The 22,595-nt window shown below is 74.3% G+C and carries 18 protein-coding genes and 3 pseudogenes; 7 read left to right on the forward strand and 14 right to left on the reverse strand.

Features of this window, described 5'->3' with window-relative positions:
- Nucleotides 1-7: 7 nt before the first annotated feature.
- The 7 genes and pseudogenes from GVV04_RS07825 to GVV04_RS34735 all read right to left on the reverse strand — a co-directional run.
- On the reverse strand, nt 8-325 hold the full coding sequence (locus GVV04_RS07825; protein ID WP_161686033.1) for a hypothetical protein: 318 nt from the start codon (nt 323-325) through the stop codon (nt 8-10).
- Complete coding sequence (locus tag GVV04_RS07830) at nt 312-1,133, reverse strand: prenyltransferase/squalene oxidase repeat-containing protein (protein ID WP_161686035.1); 822 nt, start codon at nt 1,131-1,133, stop codon at nt 312-314. The genes GVV04_RS07825 and GVV04_RS07830 overlap by 14 nt, the downstream gene beginning before the upstream one ends.
- Nucleotides 1,134-1,238: 105 nt before the next feature.
- Nucleotides 1,239-2,526: pseudogene (moeZ, locus tag GVV04_RS07835) on the reverse strand (adenylyltransferase/sulfurtransferase MoeZ).
- Between the two features lies 1 nt (nt 2,527).
- Nucleotides 2,528-3,316, reverse strand: coding sequence for a DUF3152 domain-containing protein (locus GVV04_RS07840; protein WP_161686037.1), 789 nt, complete (start codon nt 3,314-3,316; stop codon nt 2,528-2,530).
- Nucleotides 3,317-3,474: 158 nt separating this feature from the next.
- Entirely contained in the window at nt 3,475-4,314 is an 840-nt protein-coding gene (locus GVV04_RS07845) for a DUF3152 domain-containing protein (RefSeq protein ID WP_328822258.1), read from the reverse strand.
- Between the two features lie 122 nt (nt 4,315-4,436).
- Nucleotides 4,437-5,411 carry an alpha/beta fold hydrolase gene (locus tag GVV04_RS07850; protein WP_161686041.1) on the reverse strand — a complete coding sequence of 325 codons (975 nt, stop codon included), beginning with the start codon at nt 5,409-5,411 and terminating at the stop codon, nt 4,437-4,439.
- A 196-nt stretch (nt 5,412-5,607) separates the two neighbouring features.
- Nucleotides 5,608-7,038, reverse strand: a pseudogene (locus tag GVV04_RS34735) (hypothetical protein); the annotation flags it as partial.
- A gap of 2,018 nt (nt 7,039-9,056) precedes the next feature.
- Between GVV04_RS34735 and GVV04_RS07860 the strand changes: the two are divergent.
- The 4 genes from GVV04_RS07860 to GVV04_RS07875 all read left to right on the forward strand — a co-directional run bounded on the left by GVV04_RS07860 (nt 9,057) and on the right by GVV04_RS07875 (nt 13,637).
- Nucleotides 9,057-9,695 (forward strand): TetR/AcrR family transcriptional regulator, encoded by a 639-nt coding sequence (locus GVV04_RS07860; RefSeq protein ID WP_161686043.1) that lies wholly within the window; start codon nt 9,057-9,059, stop codon nt 9,693-9,695.
- Between the two features lie 65 nt (nt 9,696-9,760).
- The gene (locus tag GVV04_RS07865; protein WP_161686045.1) at nt 9,761-9,988 is read left to right on the forward strand and encodes a DUF3107 domain-containing protein; all 228 of its coding nucleotides are present in this window, start codon (nt 9,761-9,763) and stop codon (nt 9,986-9,988) included.
- Between the two features lie 636 nt (nt 9,989-10,624).
- On the forward strand, nt 10,625-12,340 hold the full coding sequence (locus tag GVV04_RS07870; RefSeq protein ID WP_161686047.1) for a DEAD/DEAH box helicase: 1,716 nt from the start codon (nt 10,625-10,627) through the stop codon (nt 12,338-12,340).
- Nucleotides 12,341-12,485: 145 nt separating this feature from the next.
- A complete protein-coding gene (locus GVV04_RS07875; RefSeq protein WP_161686049.1) occupies nt 12,486-13,637 on the forward strand; it encodes a class I SAM-dependent methyltransferase in 1,152 nt (383 codons plus the stop codon).
- Nucleotides 13,638-13,661: 24 nt separating this feature from the next.
- Here the strand turns inward: GVV04_RS07875 and GVV04_RS07880 are convergent, their stop codons facing one another.
- Nucleotides 13,662-14,120: a hypothetical protein gene (locus GVV04_RS07880; protein ID WP_161686051.1), complete on the reverse strand. Its 459-nt coding sequence runs from the start codon at nt 14,118-14,120 to the stop codon at nt 13,662-13,664.
- Between the two features lie 287 nt (nt 14,121-14,407).
- On the opposite strand from GVV04_RS07880, the gene GVV04_RS07885 reads away from it, so the two are divergent.
- Nucleotides 14,408-14,824, forward strand: a complete 417-nt coding sequence (locus GVV04_RS07885) for a helix-turn-helix transcriptional regulator (protein WP_161686053.1) — start codon at nt 14,408-14,410, stop codon at nt 14,822-14,824.
- Nucleotides 14,825-14,920: 96 nt separating this feature from the next.
- On the opposite strand, the gene GVV04_RS07890 is transcribed toward GVV04_RS07885, so the two are convergent.
- From GVV04_RS07890 to GVV04_RS32915, 4 genes are all read right to left on the reverse strand, one after another.
- Nucleotides 14,921-15,949: a hypothetical protein gene (locus GVV04_RS07890; protein WP_235965729.1), complete on the reverse strand. Its 1,029-nt coding sequence runs from the start codon at nt 15,947-15,949 to the stop codon at nt 14,921-14,923.
- 272 nt (nt 15,950-16,221) lie between these two features.
- Entirely contained in the window at nt 16,222-18,396 is a 2,175-nt protein-coding gene (locus tag GVV04_RS07895) for a RecQ family ATP-dependent DNA helicase (RefSeq protein WP_161686055.1), read from the reverse strand.
- 114 nt (nt 18,397-18,510) lie between these two features.
- Entirely contained in the window at nt 18,511-18,783 is a 273-nt protein-coding gene (locus GVV04_RS07900; protein ID WP_161686057.1) for a hypothetical protein, read from the reverse strand.
- A complete protein-coding gene (locus tag GVV04_RS32915; protein ID WP_328822260.1) occupies nt 18,780-19,082 on the reverse strand; it encodes a DivIVA domain-containing protein in 303 nt (100 codons plus the stop codon). Before GVV04_RS32915 ends, GVV04_RS07900 begins: the two co-directional genes overlap by 4 nt.
- Before the next feature lie 337 nt (nt 19,083-19,419).
- Between GVV04_RS32915 and GVV04_RS07910 the strand changes: the two genes are divergently transcribed.
- Together GVV04_RS07910 and tcmP are read left to right on the forward strand one after the other, a co-directional pair.
- Nucleotides 19,420-19,656, forward strand: coding sequence for a GntR family transcriptional regulator (locus GVV04_RS07910; RefSeq protein WP_161686061.1), 237 nt, complete (start codon nt 19,420-19,422; stop codon nt 19,654-19,656).
- 206 nt (nt 19,657-19,862) lie between these two features.
- Nucleotides 19,863-21,038 (forward strand): three-Cys-motif partner protein TcmP, encoded by a 1,176-nt coding sequence (gene tcmP, locus GVV04_RS07915; RefSeq protein ID WP_161686063.1) that lies wholly within the window; start codon nt 19,863-19,865, stop codon nt 21,036-21,038.
- A gap of 42 nt (nt 21,039-21,080) precedes the next feature.
- Here the strand turns inward: tcmP and GVV04_RS07920 are convergent, their stop codons facing one another.
- Together GVV04_RS07920 and GVV04_RS07925 are read right to left on the reverse strand one after the other, a co-directional pair.
- Nucleotides 21,081-21,905 (reverse strand): DUF5131 family protein, encoded by an 825-nt coding sequence (locus GVV04_RS07920; protein WP_201753181.1) that lies wholly within the window; start codon nt 21,903-21,905, stop codon nt 21,081-21,083.
- Between the two features lie 123 nt (nt 21,906-22,028).
- Nucleotides 22,029-22,541: pseudogene (locus tag GVV04_RS07925) on the reverse strand (SDR family NAD(P)-dependent oxidoreductase); the annotation flags it as partial.
- Between the last annotated feature and the right edge of the window lie 54 nt (nt 22,542-22,595).

The following is a 22,595-nucleotide window of genomic DNA, read 5'->3' on the forward strand; positions in this document are numbered from 1 at the left end:
GGCCCGGTCAGCGACGGCGACGGCGACCCGACCGGCGGGGCTTTTCGCGCTGACCGCGGGGGCGTCGCCGGCCCGGTGTACCCCCGGCCGGCGGCAGCGCGCCCTCGCCCCAGAACCGCAGCGCCACCAGCGGAGCGGCGACCACCAGGAAGACCAGTATCTGGAACCAGCCGTACTCCAGCAGCTCCACGTCCCAGGTTCGCCAAACCACCAGCAGGACGACGGCGAGCACCGCGAGCACCAGGAACATGAGCAGGTCGCCGTACCGGCCGACGAACCGCCGGAAGCTCCCGCCGTGGGCGGCGGGCGGGTCAGCGGCAGGCACGGATGGCCGCGAGGGTGGTGTGCACGTCGAAGTGGTGGCCGTCGTCGCTCTCCCAGCCGCCGTCGCTGCGCTGGGTCCCGGCCAGCCGGCGCCGCGCCGCGACCAGGGTCCAGTGCTGCTCCTCGACGCCGACCCGGCGCAGTGCGGCGGCCAGCCAGGCGGCGTCGGCCGGGGAGATCCCCGGCATCCGGTCGGCGAGCACCACCTGGATCCGGGCCGACTCGTAGAACATCTCCTGCCGGTGGAACACCGCCGCGCTGAGCCAGCCGACAGCCAGGTACGACGGCCAGGTGCCGTCCGGCTTCAGCTCGGCGCCGAGCGCCTGGGCGGCGGTGTGCACCACCCCGGCGTACCCGCCACCGACCCGGTGGTCCAGCGGCCCGGCGGCGCGGGCGTCCAGGCCGGCCACGGTCAGCCAGAAGGCGGCGGTGGCGGTCAGATAGAGGCGGGCCTCGGGGTCGCCCGGCCGGGCCCACGCCGGGGAGGCCTCCGCCAGCGCGGGAGCCTCCTCCCAGCAGCCGTCGGCCTGCTGCCGGGACGCCAGCCAGTCCAGCGCCCGGCGGGCGGCAGGACGACCGAGGGCGCCCAGGTCGTCCAGCTCGGCGAGGCGGAAACAGGTGGCGTCGACCGAGGCTACGTCGCCGCCCCAGACCGCCGGCCAGCCGCCGTCGGGGGTCTGGCCGACCTCGGCGATGTCGAGCAGTTCCGGCGACGGTGCGGCCCCGGCGCGCAGCCAGGACAGCCGGGCGCGGTCCACCGCGTCGCCGTGCGCCACCACGAAGCCGATCGCGGCTTCCAAGTCGACCACGGCAGCCACGCTACCGGCGCAAACGCGATCACGCCTCGGACGGTCGGCCTAGCGACAGGAACGGGTAGGTGCCCCTTCCGTCGGGAAGGGGCACCTACGCCAGGCTCAGTACGCGGGGAGCGAGGGATCGATCTGCTTGATCCAGGACAGCACGCCACCCTGGACGTGCACCGCGTCGCCGAAGCCGGCCGCCTTGAGCGCGGCGAGCGCCTCGGCGGACCGGACGCCGGACTTGCAGTGCAGCACGATCTGCTTGTCCTGCGGCAGCCTCGCCAGCGCCTCGCCGGAGATGATCTCGCCCTTGGGGATCAGCGTCGAGCCGGGGATCCGGACGATCTCGTACTCGGCGGGCTCGCGGACGTCGACCAGGAAGAAGTCCTTGCCGGCGTCCTGCCACTCCTTGAGCTCGGCCGCGGTGATGGTCGCGTCGACGACGGCCTCCTGGGCCTCCTCGGAGACCCCGCCGCAGAAGTCCTCGTAGTCCTCCAGCAGGTCGGTGACCGTCGGGTTCTCGCCACAGAGCACGCAGTTCGGGTCCTTCCGGACCTTGATCTTGCGGTACTCCATCTCCAGGGCGTCGTAGACCATCAGCCGGCCGACCAGCGGCTCCCCGATCCCGGCGAGCAGCTTGATCGCCTCGTTGACCTGGATCGAGCCGATCGACGCGCAGAGCACACCGAGCACGCCGCCCTCGGCGCAGGAGGGGACCATGCCGGGCGGCGGGGGCTCCGGGTAGAGGCAGCGGTAGCAGGGGCCGTGCTCGGCCCAGAACACCGACGCCTGGCCGTCGAACCGGTAGATCGACCCCCAGACGTACGGCTTGCCGAGCAGCACCGCCGCGTCGTTGACCAGGTACCGGGTGGCGAAGTTGTCGGTGCCGTCGACGATCAGGTCGTAACTGGAGAAGATCTCGCGGACGTTGTCCCGGTCCAGCGCGGTGTTGTGGATCTCCACGTCGACCAGTGGGTTGATCTCGCGGATCGACGCGGCGGCGGACTCGGCCTTGGACCGGCCGATGTCGGAGACGCCGTGGATGATCTGCCGCTGGAGGTTCGACTCGTCGACGGTGTCGAAGTCGATGATGCCGAGCGTCCCGACGCCTGCGGCGGCCAGGTACATCAGGGCCGGCGAGCCGAGGCCGCCGGCGCCCACACAGAGCACCCGGGCGTTCTTCAGTCGCTTCTGCCCCTCGACCCCGACGTCGGGGATGATCAGGTGGCGGGAGTAGCGACGGATCTCGTCAACGGTCAGCTCGGCGGCGGGCTCGACGAGCGGGGGCAACGGCACGGTGGACTCCCCGGGATCGGCGGTGGCAACCGCGCCATTGTTGCTCGCCGCGGCGGCTTCGGCCATGAGCAGGGCCACGTCGCCCGAAATGCGGGAGCGGGAATATCTCAGACGCCCGGGATCGGCTCCCCGGCGTACCGGTCCCCGTCGAGGTAGGGCCAGGCGTTGGCGACGCAGCCATCCAGGCCGTACGTCTGCTGCTGCATCACCGGCGCGGCCTGGCCGGGCCCGGGGCAGGCCTCGTGCAGCTCACCGAACTCGTGCCCGACCTCGTGGTTGACCACGTAGCTGCGGTAGACCGCCAGCGGCGCGCCGTAGTCCGGGACCGCCTCCATCCAGCGGGCCAGGTTGATGATCACCTGGCCGGGGAGCCGGCAGGAGGTGTACCGCTCGGTGCTCAACCCGCCGAGCGCGCACATCCGCTCGGAGGTGACCGGGGTGGCCAGGTAGACGGTGAAGTCGGCGTCGGCGGCCTCGGCCACCCGCTGCACCCGCAGTTCCCCGGAGGCGATCCAGCTCCGCGGGTCGCCGAGCGCCTCGTCGACGGTGGCCGCGAACGCGTCCGCGTCCTGGCCGGTGCCCTGCTCGACGAGCACCTGATAGCGGCGCACCGGGCCGTCCGCGCCCCGGACCGGGGTCTGGCCCGCCGCCGGGGCGAACCGGCCGGGGCCGCTGCTCGGCCAGCCGGCCGACGCGGCCGGGCCCGCCGGAACGCCCTGGTCCCCCGCGCCGCCGCCGGGCAGGACCCACCTTCCGCCGGTGCCGGCGGGGCCGGCCGCAGGACCGCCGCCGAGGACCAGGGCCGCCGCCCCGACGAGCGCCACCAGCCCGGCGAGGCCGCCAAGACCGGCGAGCAGCGTACGCGGGCGGAGCCGACCCGCCCGCCGCCCGGCCATGTCGGGACACGGACGGGCGGGGCGGGACGACCCGGAAGAGGACGCCGAAGTCACGCCACCAGCCTGCCAGACCAGCGGGCCATTTCCGGGCATTTACCGCATCCACCGTGAAAAGCCCTCGCGTTGCCGGCTCGCGTCGCCCGGTCGCCGGCCCCCGGTCAGAGCGGTGGGCCGGAGTACCGGCGGCCGTCCAGGTACGGCTGCGGGTTGGCCACGCACCCCCGCAGGAACAGGGTCTGCTGCATCATCACCGGCGCGGGCCGGCCCGGCTTCGGGCAGCGCTCGTGGTGGTGCCCGAGCTCGTGCCCGACCTCGTGGTTCACCACGTACGTCCGGTAGACCGACAGCGGTACGCCGGCCGACACGAAGTGCGGCACCGAGTTCCGCCACCGGTCCAGGTTGATGATCACTTTTCCGGGCGCCCGGCAGGAGGTGTACGGCCGGCCGCCCACCCGGATGTCGACGCCGCCGGCCGCGCACATCCGGCCCGCGGTGCGCGCCGTGGCCAGGTAGACCGTGAAGTCGTGCGGGGCCCCGCCCGGCACCCGCTGCAACCGCAGCCGGCCGCCGTCCACCCAGCTCCCCGGCCCGGCCAGCGTCTCCTGCACCGCCGTGCCGAACGCCGACGCGTCCTCGCCCGTCTCCGGCTCCACCGCCACTCGGTAGCGGCGCAGCCGGCCGGACGTGCCGAGCACCTCGCCGGCCCGGTCGTCGTACCGGAAGCCACCCCGGCCGGCCGACGGCACCGGGCCGGGCAGCCGCAGCACCGGCGACGCGGAACCGCCGGAGGTCGGCGTGGCCGGGTGGGTCGACACCGCCCCGGAGGACGCGACGGCCGGGCCGAACGGGTCGAACGGGCCGGCCGGGCCTGAGGGGTCGGCCGGGGCGGAAGGGTCGGCCGGGGCGGTCGCCGGCTGGTCCATGGCCGCCCCCGCCACCCTGCCCGCCGACCGCTGCACCGGGCCGGCCGTCGGCTGCCCGATCAGCCCGGCCAGCACACACCCGGCGAGCGTGACCAGCGAAAGGACCGTCCGCCACCGGCGACCGGCCGGGCGCGCGAGAGGAGCCGCCGGGAGGCTCGTACGAGGAGCGCGGCGGGAGAGGGATCGGGGCATCCCGGTCAGCCTGCCATGTCGCGGCGGGCCACGGCGTCCTCCGTTTCGGCGAGGAGCCCGAGCACCGCCCGGGCCACCGTGCGGGGCACCTCCATCTGGGCCACGTGGCCCACCCCGTCGAGCATCAGCAGCCGGCTGTCCGGGATCACCCGGGCGGCCTGCGGCGCCACCCGCACGTCGACCAACCGGTCGTGGGAACCGCCGATCACCAGCGTCGGAGTGGGCACCGCCGCGGCCATCCGCCACAGTGACTCCGACCCCCGCAGGTACGAGCGCAGGAAGCTGGACACCAGTCCCCGGAAGCTGCGCACGTACGCGGCGGCGTGGTGCTCGGCGTGGTAGCGCGCCCGGATCTCCTCCAGCGCCTCCCGCCGACGCTGCTCGCTGATCCGGGTCAGGTCGGCCACAGAGGACTCCATCATCTGCTGCTCCATCACCTCGGGGGCCACCCGGGCCAACTGCCAGCCGACGAGGCGTTCCCCCCGGGGGATGGCCAGCACCGGCAGCATCCGCCCCTGCAACGACCGGCGGAAGTCGAGGAAGGGCAGCGCCGGGGAGACCAGCGTCAGGGTGCGCACCAGATCGGGGCGCAGCGCCGCGACCCGTACCGAGATCGCCCCGCCGAGCGAGTTGCCGAGCAGGTGCACCGGCCCTCGGCCGGCGTGCTCGATCAGGCGGACCAGCCGGTCGGCGAAGGCCGGGATCGTGTACCGGCGCCCCGGCTCGCTGTGCCCGAACCCGGGCAGGTCGATCGCCTGGCCGTCGAGGCGGTCGGCGAGGAGCCCGGCCAGGTCGGTCCAGTTCTGCGACGAACCGCCGAGGCCGTGCACGTAGAGCGCCGGCTCCGCGCCGGGGGCGGTGGCCGGGGTGTCCCGAACGTAGGTGACCGAGCCGTCGAGGCGTACCTCCCGGCCTGGCCACGGCGGCGGATCCTCGTGCCCGGGTAGGAGGTGGTCCGGCCCGAGGGTGGCACGTTTCATGGCTCAATTCTGCCCGGCCCGGCACCGGGTGGCAGCGGACCCGAGGTGTGTGCCACGCCCCAACCTTCGCGCCGTCGCACCTGGACCCTCGCACCGGCCCGCCCACCTTCCAGCCCGGTCAGGCCAGCCGCGTGACCGGTCAGGCCAGGCCAGGCCAGCCGCGTGACCGGTCAGGTCAGGCCAGCCGCGTGACCGGTCAGGCCAGCAGTGCTTCGAGCCGCCGGTTGACCGCCGCCAGAGTCGCCCGGACCACGGCCTGCCGCGGATCGCCGGCGACCAGCGCCGACCCGGCGAGCTGCTCGACCCAGCCGTCGCAGACCAGCAGCACCACGACCGTCGCCACCTCGCAGTTGCCGAACGGCACCACCGCCGCGTGCTCGACGAAGCACCGCCCCTGATCGGCGTCCTGCTCCTCGCCACGCAGCAGCTTGTCGACCGCCGCTGCGGCGGCGACCGCGCAGAGCCGCAACACGTAGCCGTCCACGGCCGGCCCGGTGGCGTGCCCCGCCGCGCTCTCCGCGCCGGCGAAGAGCCGTACCTCGACGGTGGCGTCGAGGCCGAACGTGCTGACCTGGACGTGGTCGATCACCACTCGGGGGCCCGGCACGCCGCCGGTGTCCAGCGGTCGCGACGGCGCGGTCTCCGTCGTGGTCATCTGCCCGCCCGAGTACGAGGCGCCGAGCGTCGCCGGGCTGCCGGTCGCGGCGCCGGCCGTCGTGACCTGGCCCGGCTCCTCCACGACGGCCCGGCCACGATGCCCGGCCGGCTGGCGGCGGCGGCGCGGCGGCTCACCCGCCGGCTCGGGTCGGTGGTCGACCCGGTACGGCGGGGCCTCGGCCGGCGCGCGGCCCTCGGGCGCTCGCGGCCCGGCACCCCTGGCGTCGGGGACCCGGGCGTCGGGCAGCGGGTCCGCCGAGCGGCGCCGCACCGGCGGGGGCGGCGGGGTGTTGGGAATCCCGGGGACGTTCTGCGGCGCGGCGGCCAGCCCCATCCGCTCCTGGAGCAGGCGGGCGACGTGCCGGCTCACCTCGGCCGGGTCCGCGCCGTCGGCGAGGTCGAGGCGGAGGCTGTGCGCCCCGGCCGGGGTACGGCGCAGCGCGGCGTCCCGCACCCCGGCGACCCCCCGGACGGCGTCGAGGATCGCGTTGACGTCGAACCCCTCGGGCCGTTCCTGCGGCGGCGCGGGCTCGTCGTCCCTGCGTAGATGGGTGGCGATGCGGGCGAGTTCCGGGGTTTCGGCGGGTGGCTCCACGGCTGGCAGCTCCGGCACGACGGGCACGTCCGGCTCGGCGGGGACGCGCTGCGGCAACACCGCCGAGGTGTGGTCCGACTGCCGGTCCTCGTCGACCGGGTTGGCCGGGGATCCCGGTTCGGGTGCGGATCGGCGGGCCGCGTACGGGGATGCGCCCGTCGGGACGGGCGCGGGTGGGGTCCGGATGAGCCGTCCGATCGCGCTCGTGGCGGGCACGGCGGCGGGCCCGGCGCTGGTGGTGGCCGGCGATTGGCCGGGGGCCGGCGGTTGGCCGGGGGCCTCGGCGGGCGTGGTGTCATCGAGGACGGGACGTAGCCGGAACGGCCGGGCGGCGCGCAACTCGGCGGAATCGACGGCCCCTGTGGCTGCCGCGTCGTGACCGGACGCGGGCTGCCCGGGTGGGGCGAACGGCCCAGGTGGGACAGGTGGGGCGGACGGTGGTGGGACAAATGGGGCCGACGGCCCCGGTTGGGCGGGTGGGGCCGACGGCCCCGGTGGGACGGGTGGGGCCGAGGTGGGGCGCCCACCGGCCCAGGCGGGGCGCTCGACCTGGTCAGGTGTCGGCCGGGCGACCGGCTCGTAGCCGGGCCGGGGGAACTCGTACGACGGGCCGGCCTCGGGACGCGGCGGCTGGTAGGGCCGGGCGGGTTCGGCCCGCGCCGGCTCGTACGGCCGGGCCGACTCGGCCGCGTAGGGGCGACCAGGGTCAGCGACGTGGGGGCGACCCGGGTCAGCGTCGTGAGGGCGACCGGGGTCAGCGAGGTGGGGGCGGCCCGGGTCAGCGGCGTGGGGGCGGCCCGGCTCGGGCTGGTAGCCACGACTCTGGTCCGGGGCCCAGTCGACGGCCCGGTCCTCACGGGACCGGCGACCGGGCGGCTGGCTCTCCTCCTCGCGGGACCGGCGGGTGGCCGGGTCCTCGTCCCCATGGGACCGACGACCGGCGGTGTCCTCCTCCACACTGGTGGGGCGGCCGGCCGGGTCCTCCTCCTCGCGGGACCGGCGACCGGGGCCACCACTCTGTTCGCGGGACCACGGCGGCGCCCAGCTGCCGCCCCAGCTCGGCCGGTTCCAGTCGGGGCCGGCAAAACCCGGCTCGGGGGCCGTCGCGTGCTCGGCGGCTCGCTCCCACGCGGCTCGGCGGTCGTCGACACCCGGGGGGTCGTCCGGAGTCGGGTGGTCGTCGACACCCAGGCGATCGTCCGGGGCTCGGCGCTCGCCGGCAGCACCCGGGCGGTCGGCGGCGGCCGGCAGGTAGCCGGCACGGTCGGCGGCGGCCGGCAGGTAGCCGGCACGGTCGGTGGCGGGCGACCGGGTGGGGTGGTCGGCGGAGGGCGGGCCGCCCCCGCCGGGCGGATCGGCGGCCTGCGCGGGCCCCTGCTCGGCCGCCGGACGACCGCCCTGCGCCGCCCCGGACGGGCGGACCGCCCGGTCGGCGCCGGACGGTTCTGCCAGTGGGTAGCCATGCGGTTCTGCCACTGGGTAGCCGCGTGGGTCTGCCTGCGGGTGGCCGCGCGGGTCGACGTCGGGTGGGAAGCGGTCGGCCCAGTCGGACGGCCGGTCGGCCCAGTCGGACGGCGCTCCGGCGGACGCGCTCGGCTCGGGGACGGAGCGGTCGGGGATGGGGGCGTGCAGCCCGGATGGCACCTCGAAGCCGGAGGCGGCCGTGCCGGGCGGCGGCACCTGCACAGCGGGCGGCGCGGACGACGGGACGCTCCCGTCCGACCAGCGGCCGGCACGGGCCGCCGGAGCCTCCTCGGAGGCGTGTCGGGCGGCGGCGTCCGCCTCACCCTCGTGCTGCGGGCCGGCCAATCGTTCCAGCGCCGGGGCGGGGCGCTGCGCTGGGACGGCCAGCCGCTCGCCGTCGCCGACCCGGCCGGGCTCCCCTCCCAGGGGCGGCGCGCTGACCGGCGTCTGGCGGCCCACTGGCGACTCCGCCCCGGCGTGGGTCGCCCCGTTGACGTGCGGGGGGTGGCCGTTGACCCGGGCCGGTGGCCCCGGCTCGGGGGGCAGGCCGGGCAGCGGTGCCGGAAGATCGCCGTAACGCGGTGACGAGGCGCCCCAGCCGGAGACAGGCTCGGACCGGCGCCAGGGGATCGACGACTCCCGCGACCCGTCGCCGCCGGCGGACCAGCCGGCCACCGGGGGCGCCCACCCGCTGACGGAACGGGCCAGGTCATCCTGCTGACCCGTCCCGTCGCCGTGCTCTCCCGGGGTGGCGGCACCGGGTTGCCCTGTTTCAGTCACCGCGCGCTCCTTGGTCGCCCCCGCTGAGGCTACCGTGTGGTGACAGTGGCGATAAGTTACAGCAGCGGGCCAATTCCGCGAGGGGTTCACGAACCCCGACCGGTTCGGGCGATAAGTGCCAGCTCGTACGAACAGTTTCGGAGGTTCCCATGACGGCTGTGGGGAACGGTGCCCAGACCGCCGGCCGGCCCACGCGCCTGCCCCGCTCGGCGCGGCGCAAGCAGCTGCTCGCGGCGGCGCAGGAGGTGTTCGTCGCGCAGGGCTACCACGCCGCCGCGATGGACGACATCGCCGAGCGGGCGGGGGTCTCGAAGCCGGTGCTCTACCAGCACTTCCCAGGCAAGATGGAGCTCTACCTGGCGCTGCTGGACACGCACTGCGACGCGATCGTGGCCAAGGTGCACGACGCCATGCGAAGCACCAACGACAACAAGGAGCGGGTCAGCGCGTCGGTGCGCGCCTACTTCGACTTCGTCGACCACGAGAGCGAGGCGTTCCGTCTGGTCTTCGAGTCCGACCTGCGCAACGACCCGGCCGTGCGGCAACGGGTGGAACGGGTGGAGCAGGGCTGCATCGCGGCGATAACCGACACGATCATCTCCGACACCGGGGTCAGCCGGGCGCACGCCGAACTGCTCGCCTCGGGGCTGGTCGGCGCGGCGGAGACGGCGGCGCAGTTCTGGCTCGCCGATGGCCGGCAGGTGCCCAAGGCGGAGGCCGAGGCGCTCGTGGCCGCGCTTTCCTGGCGGGGCATCGCCAGCTTCCCGCTGCAGGGTGAGTCAGCCTGAACATCCGGCTGCGGGATCGGATAGCCTTCCCTCGGCGGCTTTTTCGCCCCAGTTGAGGAGGCACCGTGGAGGTCAAGATCGGCGTGCAGTACGCGCCGCGCGAGCTGGTTCTGGAGAGCGCGCAGTCGCCGGCCGAGATCGAGCAGACCGTGACCGACGCCATGGCCAAGAGTGAGGGGACGCTCTCCCTGACCGACGAGAAGGGCCGGCGGGTCATCGTGCCGGTCGGCAAGGTGGCCTACGTCGAGATCGCCGAGGCGTCGCCGCGGTCGGTCGGCTTCACCGTCCGCTGATCCGTCCGGCGTCCGTGGCGGGGTGCGGCATGTCGTGCACCGTCCGCCACGGACGCCGTCGTGCGGTCCGGTGGTGGCAGCGTCCCCGCCCGATGGGCCGTGGCGTCAGTTGTTGAGACCGACCGCCGCCGTTCGTGCGGTGTGCGCGGCGGTCAGCCGGTGGGACAGCGTCGACGTGTCCACCCGCTCCCCCGCGTGACCAGTGCGGCGAGCGCGCCGGCGACCTCCCGGAGGAGGTCGTCGCCACCGCGTCGCCCCGGTACGCCTTGGTCACCGCCTCCAGCCAGTCCTTCGGCTCGCCACCGCTCCCTTCCGGGGCTGCGGGGTGCCCGATATCGCCCCGGCTGACCGGGCGACCGGAGGGTGATCTGTGTCCCAGGTCACACTTGGCACCCCCGAATGTCGGGGCACACCCCTGAACAGGGACGACATAGCGGCGGCTCAGGTAGTATTGGGCAGTTGCCGCTGGGCGCCCCGATCTGACCGAGGTCCGGTCGACCCGAAGTACTGCCCATCGGCGCGCGTGCGGCCCGGTCCGGCTCGGCGATTCCGCCCCCGACCGTGTGGCCCGCGCAACTACCGACCGCGCCCTGAGGACATGAGGGGCGCACCACGAGAGGGCACCCCCAAATCCATATGAGCGAGCAGATTCTCGATCTCACAGGCGGCCACGAGCTGGCCCCGACCGCTCCGGTCCGCCCGGAGGCCCCCACGTTCGCCGAGCTCGGCGCCCGGCCGGAGACCGTCGAGGCGCTGGCCGCGGCCGGCATCACCCGCGCCTTCGCCATCCAGGAGTACGCGATCCCGATCGCGATGCGCGGCACCGACATGATCGGCCAGGCGCCGACGGGCACCGGCAAGACCCTCGGCTTCGGCGTGCCACTGCTGGAGCGGGTCTTCGCCCCCGCCGAGGGCAGCGACGGCGTGCCGCAGGCGCTGGTCGTCGTCCCCACCCGCGAGCTGGGCATCCAGGTCGCCAAGGACCTCGCCGCCGCCGGCCGGACCCGGGGCGTCCGGGTGCTGCCGATCTACGGCGGGGTGGCGTACGAGCCGCAGATCGACGCCCTGCGCAAGGGCGTGGAAATCCTGGTCGGCACCCCCGGCCGCCTGATGGACCTGCAGAAGCAGAAGCACCTGCGGCTCGACCGGGTGCGCGCACTGGTCCTCGACGAGGCCGACCGCATGCTCGACCTGGGCTTCCTCGACGACGTCGAGAAGATCCTCGCGATGCTGCCGGAGGACCGGCAGACGATGCTCTTCTCGGCCACCATGCCGGACCCGATCGTGACCCTGTCCCGGCGCTTCCTGCGCCGCCCGATGACGATCCACGCCGGGCACACCGCCGAGACCGGGCCGTCGCCGCAGACCGAACAGTTGGTCTACCGCACCCACTCGATGAACAAGGTCGAGATCGTCGCCCGGATCCTCCAGGCGGAGGGTCGCAGTCTCACCATGATCTTCACCCGCACCAAGCGGGCCGCCGACCGGGTCGCCGAGGACCTCGACTTCCGCGGCTTCGCCGTGGCCGCCGTGCACGGCGACCTGGGTCAGGGCGCCCGGGAGCGGGCGCTGCGCGCGTTCCGGGCCGGCAAGATCGACATCCTGGTCGCGACCGACGTGGCCGCCCGAGGGCTGGACGTCAGCGGCGTCACCCACGTCATCAACTACGACTGCCCCGAAGACCAGGACACCTACACCCACCGGATCGGTCGTACCGGGCGGGCCGGCGCCACCGGCGTCGCGGTGACCTTCGTCGACTGGGACGACATGCCCCGCTGGCGGATCATCGACAAGACGCTCGGGCTGGACATGCCGGAGCCGCCGGAGACGTACCACACCTCGGCGCACCTCTACACCGACCTGGACATCTCCCGCGACGTCACCGGCACGCTGCCGTCGGCGGAGCGGACCCGGGCCGGGCTGTCGGCCGAGGTCGAGGAGGACCTCGGCGGCCGGCCCCGGCGCGGTGACAGCGCCGGTGGCGGCCGGGGCTCCCGGCGTGGCGAGGGTCGCGGGCGCGACGAGGCACGCGGGCACGACGAGGGTCGCGGTCGGGGCGAGCGCCGCCAGGGCCGCTCCGGCCCGGCCGCCGAGCCGGCCGCCGCCGAGGTCCCGGTCGACCAGGCCACCGAGGAGGGCACCCGGACCCCGCGCCGCCGGCGTCGCCGCCGGGTCGGCGATGCGGTGGCCGGCGAGCCGACCGCGGTGATCTCCGCCGAGACGACCGACACCGAGCCGGTCGGCGCCGAGCCGGCCACAGCCGCCGACGGGGAGCCGGGCAAGCCGCGTCGCCGCCGGCGCCGTCGGGGTGGCTCCGGCGCGGGTACGCCCGCAGAGGCGACCGCCGACTGACCCACGTCCCAGACGTCGACATCCCCCGCCCCGGCCCGCCCGGCGCGGGGGATGTCCCGTTCCGGCCGGCCCGCCCTCCGACGGGACCCGCCCGACAGGACCGGCCGCCCGACGGGACCGCTCGGGCGGCGAGGAAGATGGAGAGATGCCCGAACCGCTGGACGCCGCCCTGACCGAGGTCCGGGCGCTGCTGCTCGACCCCGCGCTGACCCGGGCGGTCGCCGCCGGCCGCCGCCGAGGACACCGCCCCTCGGTGATCCGCGCCGAGCTGCGCCCGGTCGCCCTCAAGGGCGGTCCCCGACTACAGGTCGCCACCTCCGACGGGGCCCGCCCGTACACCCGCAATGTCGCGCCCGGGGCGGAGGCCGACGCGGCCGTGGACGCCCTGCTGGCCGAGCCGTTCGGCAACTGGCACGTGGAGACCGCCGACGTGACGCTCCAGCTCCGGGTGACCAAGTCCGGTGAGGCCCAGGTGCACCGGTCGGCCGCTACCCGGCCGGCGGTCGAGCCGGGCGGCCACGACCGGGCCAAGGAGTGGCTGCTCGACCCGGGCGACGAGATCTTCGCCGAGATCGGCGGGTCGGCGGCGAAGCGGCGACAGGTGGACGCGTTCCTGCGGGCGCTGGCCGCCACGCTGCCGGACGACCTCACCGGCCCGCTGCGGGTGGTCGACCTGGGGTGCGGCAACGCGTACCTGACCTTCGCCGCGTACCGCTACCTCTCCCAGCGGGGGCTGGACGTGCGGCTGGTCGGCGTCGACGTGCGGGAGGACCAGCGGCGGCGCAACACCGAGCTGGCCGAACGGCTGGGCTGGGCCGACCGGGTGAGCTTCGTGGCCGGCACGATCGCCGACGCGGCCGTCGAGCCCGCGCCCGACCTGGTGCTGGCGCTGCACGCCTGCGACACCGCCACCGACGAGGCGCTGGCCCGCGCCGTGCGGTGGGACGCCCGGTGGGTGCTCGCCGCGCCGTGCTGCCACCACGACCTCGCCGCCCAGCTACGCGCCCGGCCGGCCCCGTCCCCGTACGAGCTGCTGACCCGGCAGGGAATCCTGCGCGAGCGCTTCGCGGACGTGCTGACCGACTCGCTGCGGGCCGCGCTGTTGCGGCTGCACGGGTACCGGACCGAGGTGGTGGAGTTCGTCGACTCCCGGCACACCCCCCGCAACCTGTTGATCCGGGCCCGCCGGGTCGGCACCGCGCCCGGCCCCGAGCAGCGGGCGGAGTACCGCGCCCTGCTCGACCAGTGGCAGGTCACCCCGCGCCTGGAGACGCTGCTCGTCAACCGGGAGGGCTGACCCCGCCGGGGCGCCGACGGCCCGTCAGCGGCGACGTTCGCCGTTGCCGCCCCGGTCCCGGTCCGACGCCCGTTCGTTGGTGGAGCTGCGGTCGAACGCCGACACGCGGCCCCCGGTTCCCCGGCCGAAGCGCTCGCCGTCGGCCGACACCGTCGGGAAGGGCACCACCTTGCCCGGGGTCTCGGCGTTGCCGGCGGCGGCGAACGCGTTCCAGGAGATGTCGACCAGCAGCCGCTTGAGCTCGGCGTGCCGCACGGCCGCGTTGCGTTGCAGGGCCATCCGGGCCCCGAGCACCACGCCGGCGAGCGTCGTGGTGACCGCGCCGGCGGCGGCCAGGACGTGGGTTCCGTCGGCCTGGTCGGTGCCGAGCACGAGGACCAGGAGCCAGCTCCAGAAGCCCGCGGCGAAGACGCCCGCCTTGGCCACGAAGAAGAGGCTGACCGCGCCCGGACGGTACGGCGGGGGACGGCTCGGATCGGCCATGCTGCTCCTCATCGACGCGGCCGATGGGGACGGGCGACCGCGGACGGTAGGTGGACGGGCATCGAGCTTAGTTGACGTCCGGCAAGCACTGACAGGCGCGATCCCGGACGCCCGGAACCAACCCCGACACGTCCGCCAAGAGAACGTGAGCAATTTTCGCAGGTCATCCGGGTTCGGCGGCGCGGACGACGATCAAGGGGCGGCCGATGGCTTGCTTCCCTCATCGGGAGTACTACGCTCCAAGGGCACCGTCCGGTGCTCCAGCCGGGAAGGAAGACCCCGCAGGGATGGCCGCGTCAGAGGTTTCGCCGCAGATGGCCTTCGCACGATTCGTGCGGCGGGCCATCGACGACGCTCGGGAAGAGCGCGGCTGGACCGTCAGCGACCTCGCGGGGCACACCGGGGTCGGCCGTTCCACCGTGTTCCGCTGGCTGGCCGGCGACTGGCACGACTATCCCGAGCTGGCGAAGGTACGCGGCTTCTGCGCGGCCCTCGACCTGCCCGTGACGGCGGCCTTCCGGGCCCTCGGCCTGCCCGACGCGGGCCCCGCCCCACGCCGACGCGGCGACGAGGGGCCGGTCGAGGCCGACGTGCGGGTCATCCTCCAGCGGCTTGCCGACCCGGCCGTGCCCGCCGAGGAGAAGCACCACATCCGCGACCTGCTGCGTTACCTGGCCCGCCGCCCCGTCCGCCGCGCCGTCTGACCGGCACCGCCAGGCGGTCCGTCGGTCACGCCGGCTGATGGGGGGACGCCAAGGCGGTCCGGCGGTCGCGCCGGCTGACGGGGTGGACGCCGACGGTCAGGGCGCCGTGAGGGTGAACTCGGCGGTCCGCACCTCGCCGGCCACCTGGAAGTCGAAGTACAGGCGGTAACGCCCCGGCCCCGGCACGGCCAGTTGGAAGGTGACCCCGTCCGCGGCCGGCCCCGGCTCCGGGTGCACGTGCAGGTAGCCCAGGTCCCCCTCGCGCAGGGCCACCAGATGCCCGTACGCGCCCAGGTAGCGCTCCAGCGTCGGGGTGGCGTCACCGGCGCGGACCGCGAACCGGAGCGGCCGGGTCGCGCCGATCCGGGGGTCACCGGACCAGCTCACCGTGAACCCGTCCACGGTGGCGGTGCGGGCCGGCTCCGGCAGCGGCCGGGGCGTCTGGTCGCCGGGAACGGCGAGGTCGACGCCGAGGGTACGGGCGCTCTGCCCGCCGTCGTCGGTGACGAGAGTGAAGTCCGCGTACGCCCGCCACGCCCCGGCCTGCGGCAGGGTCAACGGGACCGACCAGGTGCCGTCGGCACCCATCGTCGGGTGCAGGTGCTGGTAGCCGCCGAGGTCCCGGCGTACCACGATCAGATGCATCGGCTTGTCGTGCACGATCGCGAACCGGGTCACCGGCCGGCCCTGGACGTCCCGGATCTGGAACCGGAACTCGCCCGGCCGCCCGGCGGCGAGGCCGGTGGACAGCGGGGTCAGGGTCCAGCCACCGGAGCTGACCGCGAGGCCACCGACCTCGGTCGCTCCGTCGATGCCGGTGCCGGTGCCGTGCTCGTGCGCCCCGGTGCCGGGCGCGTCGGTGTGGTCCGTGGCTGCGGCCGAGGCCCGCCCGGTCGCGTCGGCGGGCGCCGGGTTGAGCCGCCCGAGGCCGAAGCCGAGCAGCACCGCGAGGATCAGCCCGCCCACCACCAGCGCGAGCCGCAGCGTGCCCCGGTCCACCAGCACCCCGGCAGCCTCCGGCACGCCGCCAGCCTCCAGCACCCCGGCAGCCTCCGGCACGCCGCCCCCGGGCGGGGAGGACGGCGGCGCGGGCACCTCAGCCGGGCCGGGTCGCTGGTCGGTCATGGGGCCCACGGTACCGCCGGGTTCCCCACCGGCCGGCCAGCAACCGCGCGGCGTGGCACCGGTCGCAATCCGCCCCGCCTGGGAACTTTCCGTCCCGATCGCATCCGGGTCGCCGCCCTGGCCACCTCCCGACGCGGGAACCCCGCCGCCTCCGCCCACCCCCGCCCGAGAGGCCGCCGGCCGGCGCCGGTCAGGGACCGAGCAGCACCGACCGCCGACGGCCAGGGGTCACGCGTCCGTCAGCCGGCGGACGGCCAGGAACCGAGCCACCGTCAGCCGGCGACGGCCAGGGCGAGGGGGAGCACGTCGGGCGCGCCGGCCCGACGCAGCAGCCGGGTCACCATGGTCAGGGTCCAGCCCGTGTCCACCAGGTCGTCGACGAGCAGCACCGGGCCGTCCAGCCCGGCGAGCACGCCGGCCAGTTCGTCCGGCACCGCGAAGGCGTCGTGCAGGGCGCGTACCCGCTGGGCGCTGTTGCCGCGCGGCCCGTCCGGGCCGGCGGGCCCGGCGGGGACCACCTGGCCGAGCAGCGGCAGCCGGCCCACCGCGGCGATCCGCTCGGCGAGCGAGCCGACCAGCGCGGGCCGCCGCCGGGAGCCGACCGCGACCACGCCCACCGGGCGGCGCGGCCACGGGTCGTCGCCGTGCGCCCACGCCTTCAGGATCTCGACCACCGCGCCGGCCACGTCGTCGGGGATCGGCCCGTCCGCCGCGTCGGGGCCGACCAACTCGCGCAGCCGACCGCCCCAGCCCAGGTCGGACAGCCGCCCCACGGCCCGCCCCGGCAGCGCCTGCTCCGTCGGGGGAATCCGGCCCTTCAGCGGTACGCCCACCGCGTCCAGCCCGGTCGGCCACAGCTTCTTCGGCGCGATCTCCACCCCGGGCCGCCCGAGGTACGCCTGCGCGGCGCCCTGCGCCGGCCCGGACACCTCGGGCGTGAACAGCGGCCCCGCGCACCGGTCACACCGGCCGCAGTCGCCCGCCCCGACGTCGTCCAGGCACTCGCGCAGGTACCGCATTCGGCAGCCGGGCGTGGTCGCGTACTCGCGCATGGCCTGCTGCTCGGCGGTGCGGGCCTGGGCGACGCGGCGCAACCGGGCCTCGTCGTAGGCCCAGGGCTCCCCGGTGGCGAGCCAGCCACCGCGCACCCGACGCACCGCGCCGTCCACGTCGAGCACCTTGAGCATCAGCTCCAGCCGGGCCCGGCGCAGGTCGACGACCGGCTCCAGGGCCTGCGTGGACAGCGGGCGGTCGGTGTGCAGGGCGGCCAGCACGGCCCGGACCTGCTCCTCGGGCGGGAACGCGAGCGAGGCGAAGTACCGCCAGATGGCGGCGTCCTCGGCGCCGGGCAGCAGCAGCACCTCGGCGTGCTCGACGGCGCGGCCGGCGCGGCCGACCTGCTGGTAGTACGCGATCGGCGACGGCGGGGCGCCGAGGTGCACCACGAAGCCGAGGTCGGGCTTGTCGAAGCCCATGCCCAGCGCGCTCGTGGCGACGAGCGCCTTGATCTTGTTGTCCAGCAGGTCCTGCTCGGCGGCCCGCCGGTCGGCGTCCTCGGTCTGCCCCGTGTACGAGGCCACCGGGTATCCCCGCGAGCGGAGGAACTCCGCCGTCTCGCCGGCCGCCGCCACGGTCAGCGTGTAGATGATCCCCGAGCCGGGGAGCCGGTCCAGGTGGTCGGCGAGCCAGCCGATCCGGTGCGCCGGGCTGGGCAGGTCCAGCACGCCCAGCCGCAGCGACTCCCGGTCCAGGGTGCCGCGCAACACCAGCACGTCGGGGCGCTCGCCGGCCGGCTCGGTGCTAAGCCGCTCACCGCCGGCCGGCTCGGTGCCGAGTTGTTCGGCGACGTCGGCGGTGACCCGGGCGTTGGCGGTGGCCGTGGTGGCGAGCACGGGCGTGCGCTCGGGCAGGTTGCCGAGGAACGTGCGCAGCCGCCGGTAGTCGGGACGGAAGTCGTGCCCCCAGTCGGAGACGCAGTGCGCCTCGTCGACCACCAGCAGGCCGGTGGTGGCGGCCAGCCTCGGCAGCACGGTGTCCCGGAAGTCCGGATTGTTGAGCCGCTCGGGGCTGATCAGCAGGACGTCGACCGTGCCGTCGTGGATCTCGGCGGTGATCTGGTCCCACTCGTCCAGGTTCGCCGAGTTGATGGTGCGGGCCCGGATGCCGGCGCGGGCTGCCGCCTCCACCTGGTTGCGCATGAGCGCCAGCAGCGGCGACACGATCACGGTCGGCCCGTGCTCACCGCGCTCCCGCAGCAGCGCGGTCGCCACGAAGTAGACCGCCGACTTGCCCCACCCGGTGCGCTGCACGCAGAGCACCCGACGCCGGTCGACGACCAGCGCCTCGATGGCCCGCCACTGATCTTCCCGCAGCCGAGCGTGCTCCCCGGCCAGCCGGCGCAGCACCGCCTCAGCCCGTTCCCGTACCGCCGCCCGATCCTGACCCATCCGACATGTCTACCAGCGCCACCCCTCCCACCCCCGCACCCCTGCCCCACCCCCGCCACGTTGATCAAGAGGTTTCGGTCACGATCCGGGCCGAACCTGACGCAAAGCTCTTGATCACCGGCGCGGGCATCGCCCGGCACCGCCGGCCGGGCGGCAATCGCCGTCGTGGTGGGCCCGCAGGGGGCAGCGCCGGCGGCCGTCGAGCAGCCGGTCGCAGAAGACCCGGTGGCGTACGTGCTGGGCGTCCTCCTCGGAGACCGTCGTCTCCGCTCGGTCCACGTCGGCCAGGAAGGCAAGCGCCCGGGTGATCGCGCGGGCGAACCCGCGGGCGGCGTCGAGGTCGGTGGCGAGCACCGGCAGGTGCACCACGAACCGCTCCCGGCTCACCACCGGCCACCGTCCCGGCGCGGGCCGGAACCGGCCGGCGGCGCGAAGCGCGAGTGCCAACTGCGCAGCGCCCGCTTGATCCGGGCGTTCTCCTCGGCCGTGTGCGCCAACTCGCGGCGGGTGGCGGCCAGCTCGCCGGCCACCAGGTCGAGGAACGCGTGCACCTCCGCCGGGTCCAGGCCGCGCCGCACCGTGGCGAACCGTCGGTCCCGGACCTGCCCGGCGGTCAACGGCCGGGTCGCCACCGGCCGGTACCAGCCGGCGTTTGGCGACCGGGTCGGCCGGCCCTGCCGATTCACGTCTCTTCTCCGGGTTGCGGACCGGACCAGATTCAGCAGTTTGCGCACGGTCACTCCTCTCGTCGAGCCGCACGGTGGAAGGCGGTCCGGTCCGCAGACAGGGGATGCGGACCGGACCGCCGGCCCCGCGACCGCAGCCCTCCTCGGCGGTACGACCCCGGAGCCAACCTGGGCGTCCGCCCCCGGGGTTTGCCGAACCAACCGGAGCCGAACAGCCAGAAACCTACTACAGCAGCTACAGCAAGTCGACCCCGAAGAGTCGCGTCGCCAGCACTTATTGCAGTTGCTAGTGCAGGTCGGGCATGATCGGACTGCCGAACCGACCGGAGTCCTCACCATGCCCACAGCACAGCCGTCATTCCGCCGCATCGTCGACGAGATCGCCAACAAGATCCGAACCGGCGAACTCAAGCCGGGCGACAAGCTGCCCTCGACCAGCGAGCTGGCAAAGATCCACGACGTCAGCACCGGCACGGTCTACCGTGCGCTCTCGTTGCTGCACGACCGCAACCTGATCATTGGGCAGTCCGGTCGCGGGACCTACGTGGCCGACCGTCCCGGCCAGCCCACATAGCAGCTCGCCCGCTGAGCAGGAGCCAGGTTGACTCGATGTCGGATCAAGGACTCGCAGAGGGCGGCCTGATCCGAGCTTCTCGACATAACACCTGCTCAGATCCGCGCAAGCCGCATGGGGCAGCGAACCACCCCTCGTTTGGGACAGCGCAAGGTCGAACGTAAAGCTACCTTCGCATCACATTCAGTGACTGCAAGGGAGCTGCGGTGTCCGCCAACGAGGACTTCTTCCGTTCCAAGAAGGCCGCTGCCGTGCTCAAGCACGGCATCCTAAAGCGTTACCCGGTGGTCTTCGCCGCCAAGACCGGCAGAGGCAACCCGGTCGTCTTCCTCGACGGTTACGCGGGTCCTGGCGAGTACCGGGACGGGGATCCGGGATCACCCCTGCTGCTGAGCCAGTGCGCGGACTTCGTCAGCGGGTACCGGGATGTCCGTGGCTTCTTCGTAGAGCAAGATCCCGAGAACTTCGCCAACCTGAGCCAGGTCCTCGCGGAGAAGGGCGGCGCAGCCCGCTACGAACTCAGACAGGGAAGCCTCGATCAACATCTGCCCGACCTGCTGGCACTCGCCAAGAGCGCGTCCCTCTTCGCCTTCCTGGATCCGTTCGGGCCCGCACTGGACTTCAACCTGATCAAGACCCGACTCCTGGGGCGCGGCTCGTGGCCCCCCACGGAGGTGCTGCTCCATTTCAGCGTCTCCTCGGTTGCCAGGATGGGAAGCGCGGTGTACGCCGCCGAGCACAAGCACGGCAGCCTGTCGGATGCCGACCGGAAGGTGGCCGAACGGCTCGACCGCTTTCTGGGCGGCAGTTGGTGGCGGCAGCACTTCGCGAAAGTCACCGACCAGGATGACGAGCGCCGGGCCACGGACATCGCCCTACAGGTGTGGCAGGAGTACGAGAAGAAACTGACCGCCAACAGCAGGTACCGCGCGGTCCGGATGCCGGTCCGACCGCGGCCGGACCTGGTGCCCAAGTACGTGCTGGCCCTGTTCACCACGCACAGCGAAGGGGCCTGGCACTTCGCGGACTCGTTGGGCAAGGCCGGAGTGGAGTGGCAGCAGGCCTGGCAGGAAGAGAGATGGCGACGGACAGGCCCTGACGCACCGACACTCTTCGACGACGCCCTCGTATTCGACGCTCGCAAGTACGTTGCCGACAACGCTCCGGGCTGGATCGCCCTCATCAGGCAGAATCTTGCCCGGCTGCTCGACGAGGGGCACCCTTTCAAGCCGGCCGATCGCGTCCCGGACGTCTACGGCAGCACCCTCGGGCAGGCATCAGCGACGCACGTGGGGTCGGCCATCAAGGAGATGCACGCCTCCGGCATGGTGGCGAACACGGGGACCGGCGACTTCTGGAGAACTTCGCTTCGACGCCCGTAGTGGCGGGGGAGCCGCATCCTCGCGACTCCCCCGCCGACGTCGCTACGCCGCCACGAGCGACCGGGGCGTGGGCATCTCGTCCCAGGTCCGGCCGTCCAGGAGCCGCCCACCGGCCTTGGGCGTGCGGCCACCCCACTGCTTGAAGAAGAACGCCGTGCCGGCCTGCCCGCACTGGTCGCGTAGGTCGGCGACCCAGGCCGGCTCCATCGGCCGACAGCCGGAGCCCGACTCGCCCCCGGCGATCAGCCAGTCGATGCCGTCGAGTTCGAGATCCGGCAGGGGACCGAGCAGGGGCTCTGCCGAGATGAATCGGACAGCGGCCGGCACCTCACGCAGGTGGTCGATCCGGGCCCGCTGGCCGCCGTCCTCGACGCTGACGCCCATCCAGACGTTGGGCGGCCAATCGAGCTGCGAGGACACCTTCGCCAGCCGCGCCGCGCGCTTGGTGAGAACCTGGTACGTGTGCCGGGGCGTCTCGTGCATCACCGCGAAAACTCTCTGCACGTACTCCACCGGCACTCGCGCGTGAAACAGATCCGACATGGAGTTGACAAAGACCGTCCTCGGCTCTCGCCAACGGCGCGGGACGTCCAGTGAATCGGGGTGCAGGGTGACTCCGAACCCCGGGCCCGAGGTGCGGGGGTCGCCGTCCACCTGGTACTTCCCAGACCCCATTGCCTTGAGGCGTCTGGCGAGAGTCAACGCGTAGCAATTGTCGCAACCCGCCGAGATCCGATCGCACCCGGTGGTGGGATTCCACGTCGCCTCGGTCCACTCGATGGCACTCTTGTCGGCCACGGGCCCTCCTTCCGACTGAAGAGCCAATCCTGTCGAACATCCGTACGGGTGTGAAGCGACTCGACGCATGTCGGCCAATCGCTTTTTCACCCGAAGGTGCTGGCACCCGGACAGGGGCGGAGCCGTCCTCAATTTTCCGACCCTGCGCCGCGCTGGAAGCGGGGGCGGAATCGGGCGGGACGGGGCAGCGGATCAGCGGCCGAGGACGGAGCCGCCGTTGACGCCGAGCACCTGGCCGGTGACGTACCCGGCGTCGGGGCCGGCCAGGTAGCGGACCGCCCCGGCGATGTCGTCGGGCACCCCGGCCCGCCCGACCAGGGTGGCGGCCACCCGCTTGGCGTGCCCCTCGGGGGTCATCCGGTCACCGAAGAACTCGGTCTCTGCCACGTAGCCGGGGCTGACCACGTTGACCGTGATCTGCTCCGGGCCGAGCTGTGCCGCCAGGTCGTACGCCCACCCGTGCAGCGCCGCCTTGGCCGCCGAGTACGCCCCACCGCCACCCCGCTGGGCGGCGATCGAGCTGAGCAGGATCACCCGGCCCCCGGGACGGCGCAGGACGGGCCGCAGCGCCTCGGTCAGCAGCACGGCCGTCAGCACGTTGGCGTCCAGGTTGGCCCGCCAGTGTGCGGCGACCCCGGCCAGCGTGCCGGTGTCCCCGCCCAGGTATCCGCCGGCGTTGTTGACGACAGCGTCGACAGGCCGGCCGGCGGGACCCGGCGGCGTGGTCGAGTGGGCGTTTGGGCACCGGTGCGGCGGACG

The organism is Micromonospora rubida, assembly GCF_009908295.1.
GTDB classification, from domain to species: domain Bacteria; phylum Actinomycetota; class Actinomycetes; order Mycobacteriales; family Micromonosporaceae; genus Micromonospora; species Micromonospora rubida.

Coding starts and splice junctions, on each gene's coding strand:
- GVV04_RS07920 (WP_201753181.1), bottom strand. CDS start 21,905: ATGCGTCGAGTCGCTTCACACCCGTACGGATGTTCGACAGGATTGGCT.
- GVV04_RS07875 (WP_161686049.1), top strand. CDS start 12,486: ATGCCCGAACCGCTGGACGCCGCCCTGACCGAGGTCCGGGCGCTGCTG.
- GVV04_RS07870 (WP_161686047.1), top strand. CDS start 10,625: ATGAGCGAGCAGATTCTCGATCTCACAGGCGGCCACGAGCTGGCCCCG.
- GVV04_RS07850 (WP_161686041.1), bottom strand. CDS start 5,411: ATGAAACGTGCCACCCTCGGGCCGGACCACCTCCTACCCGGGCACGAG.
- GVV04_RS07860 (WP_161686043.1), top strand. CDS start 9,057: ATGACGGCTGTGGGGAACGGTGCCCAGACCGCCGGCCGGCCCACGCGC.
- GVV04_RS07910 (WP_161686061.1), top strand. CDS start 19,420: ATGCCCACAGCACAGCCGTCATTCCGCCGCATCGTCGACGAGATCGCC.
- GVV04_RS07895 (WP_161686055.1), bottom strand. CDS start 18,396: ATGGGTCAGGATCGGGCGGCGGTACGGGAACGGGCTGAGGCGGTGCTG.
- GVV04_RS07840 (WP_161686037.1), bottom strand. CDS start 3,316: ATGGCCGGGCGGCGGGCGGGTCGGCTCCGCCCGCGTACGCTGCTCGCC.
- GVV04_RS07890 (WP_235965729.1), bottom strand. CDS start 15,949: ATGACCGACCAGCGACCCGGCCCGGCTGAGGTGCCCGCGCCGCCGTCC.
- GVV04_RS07880 (WP_161686051.1), bottom strand. CDS start 14,120: ATGGCCGATCCGAGCCGTCCCCCGCCGTACCGTCCGGGCGCGGTCAGC.
- GVV04_RS07885 (WP_161686053.1), top strand. CDS start 14,408: ATGGCCGCGTCAGAGGTTTCGCCGCAGATGGCCTTCGCACGATTCGTG.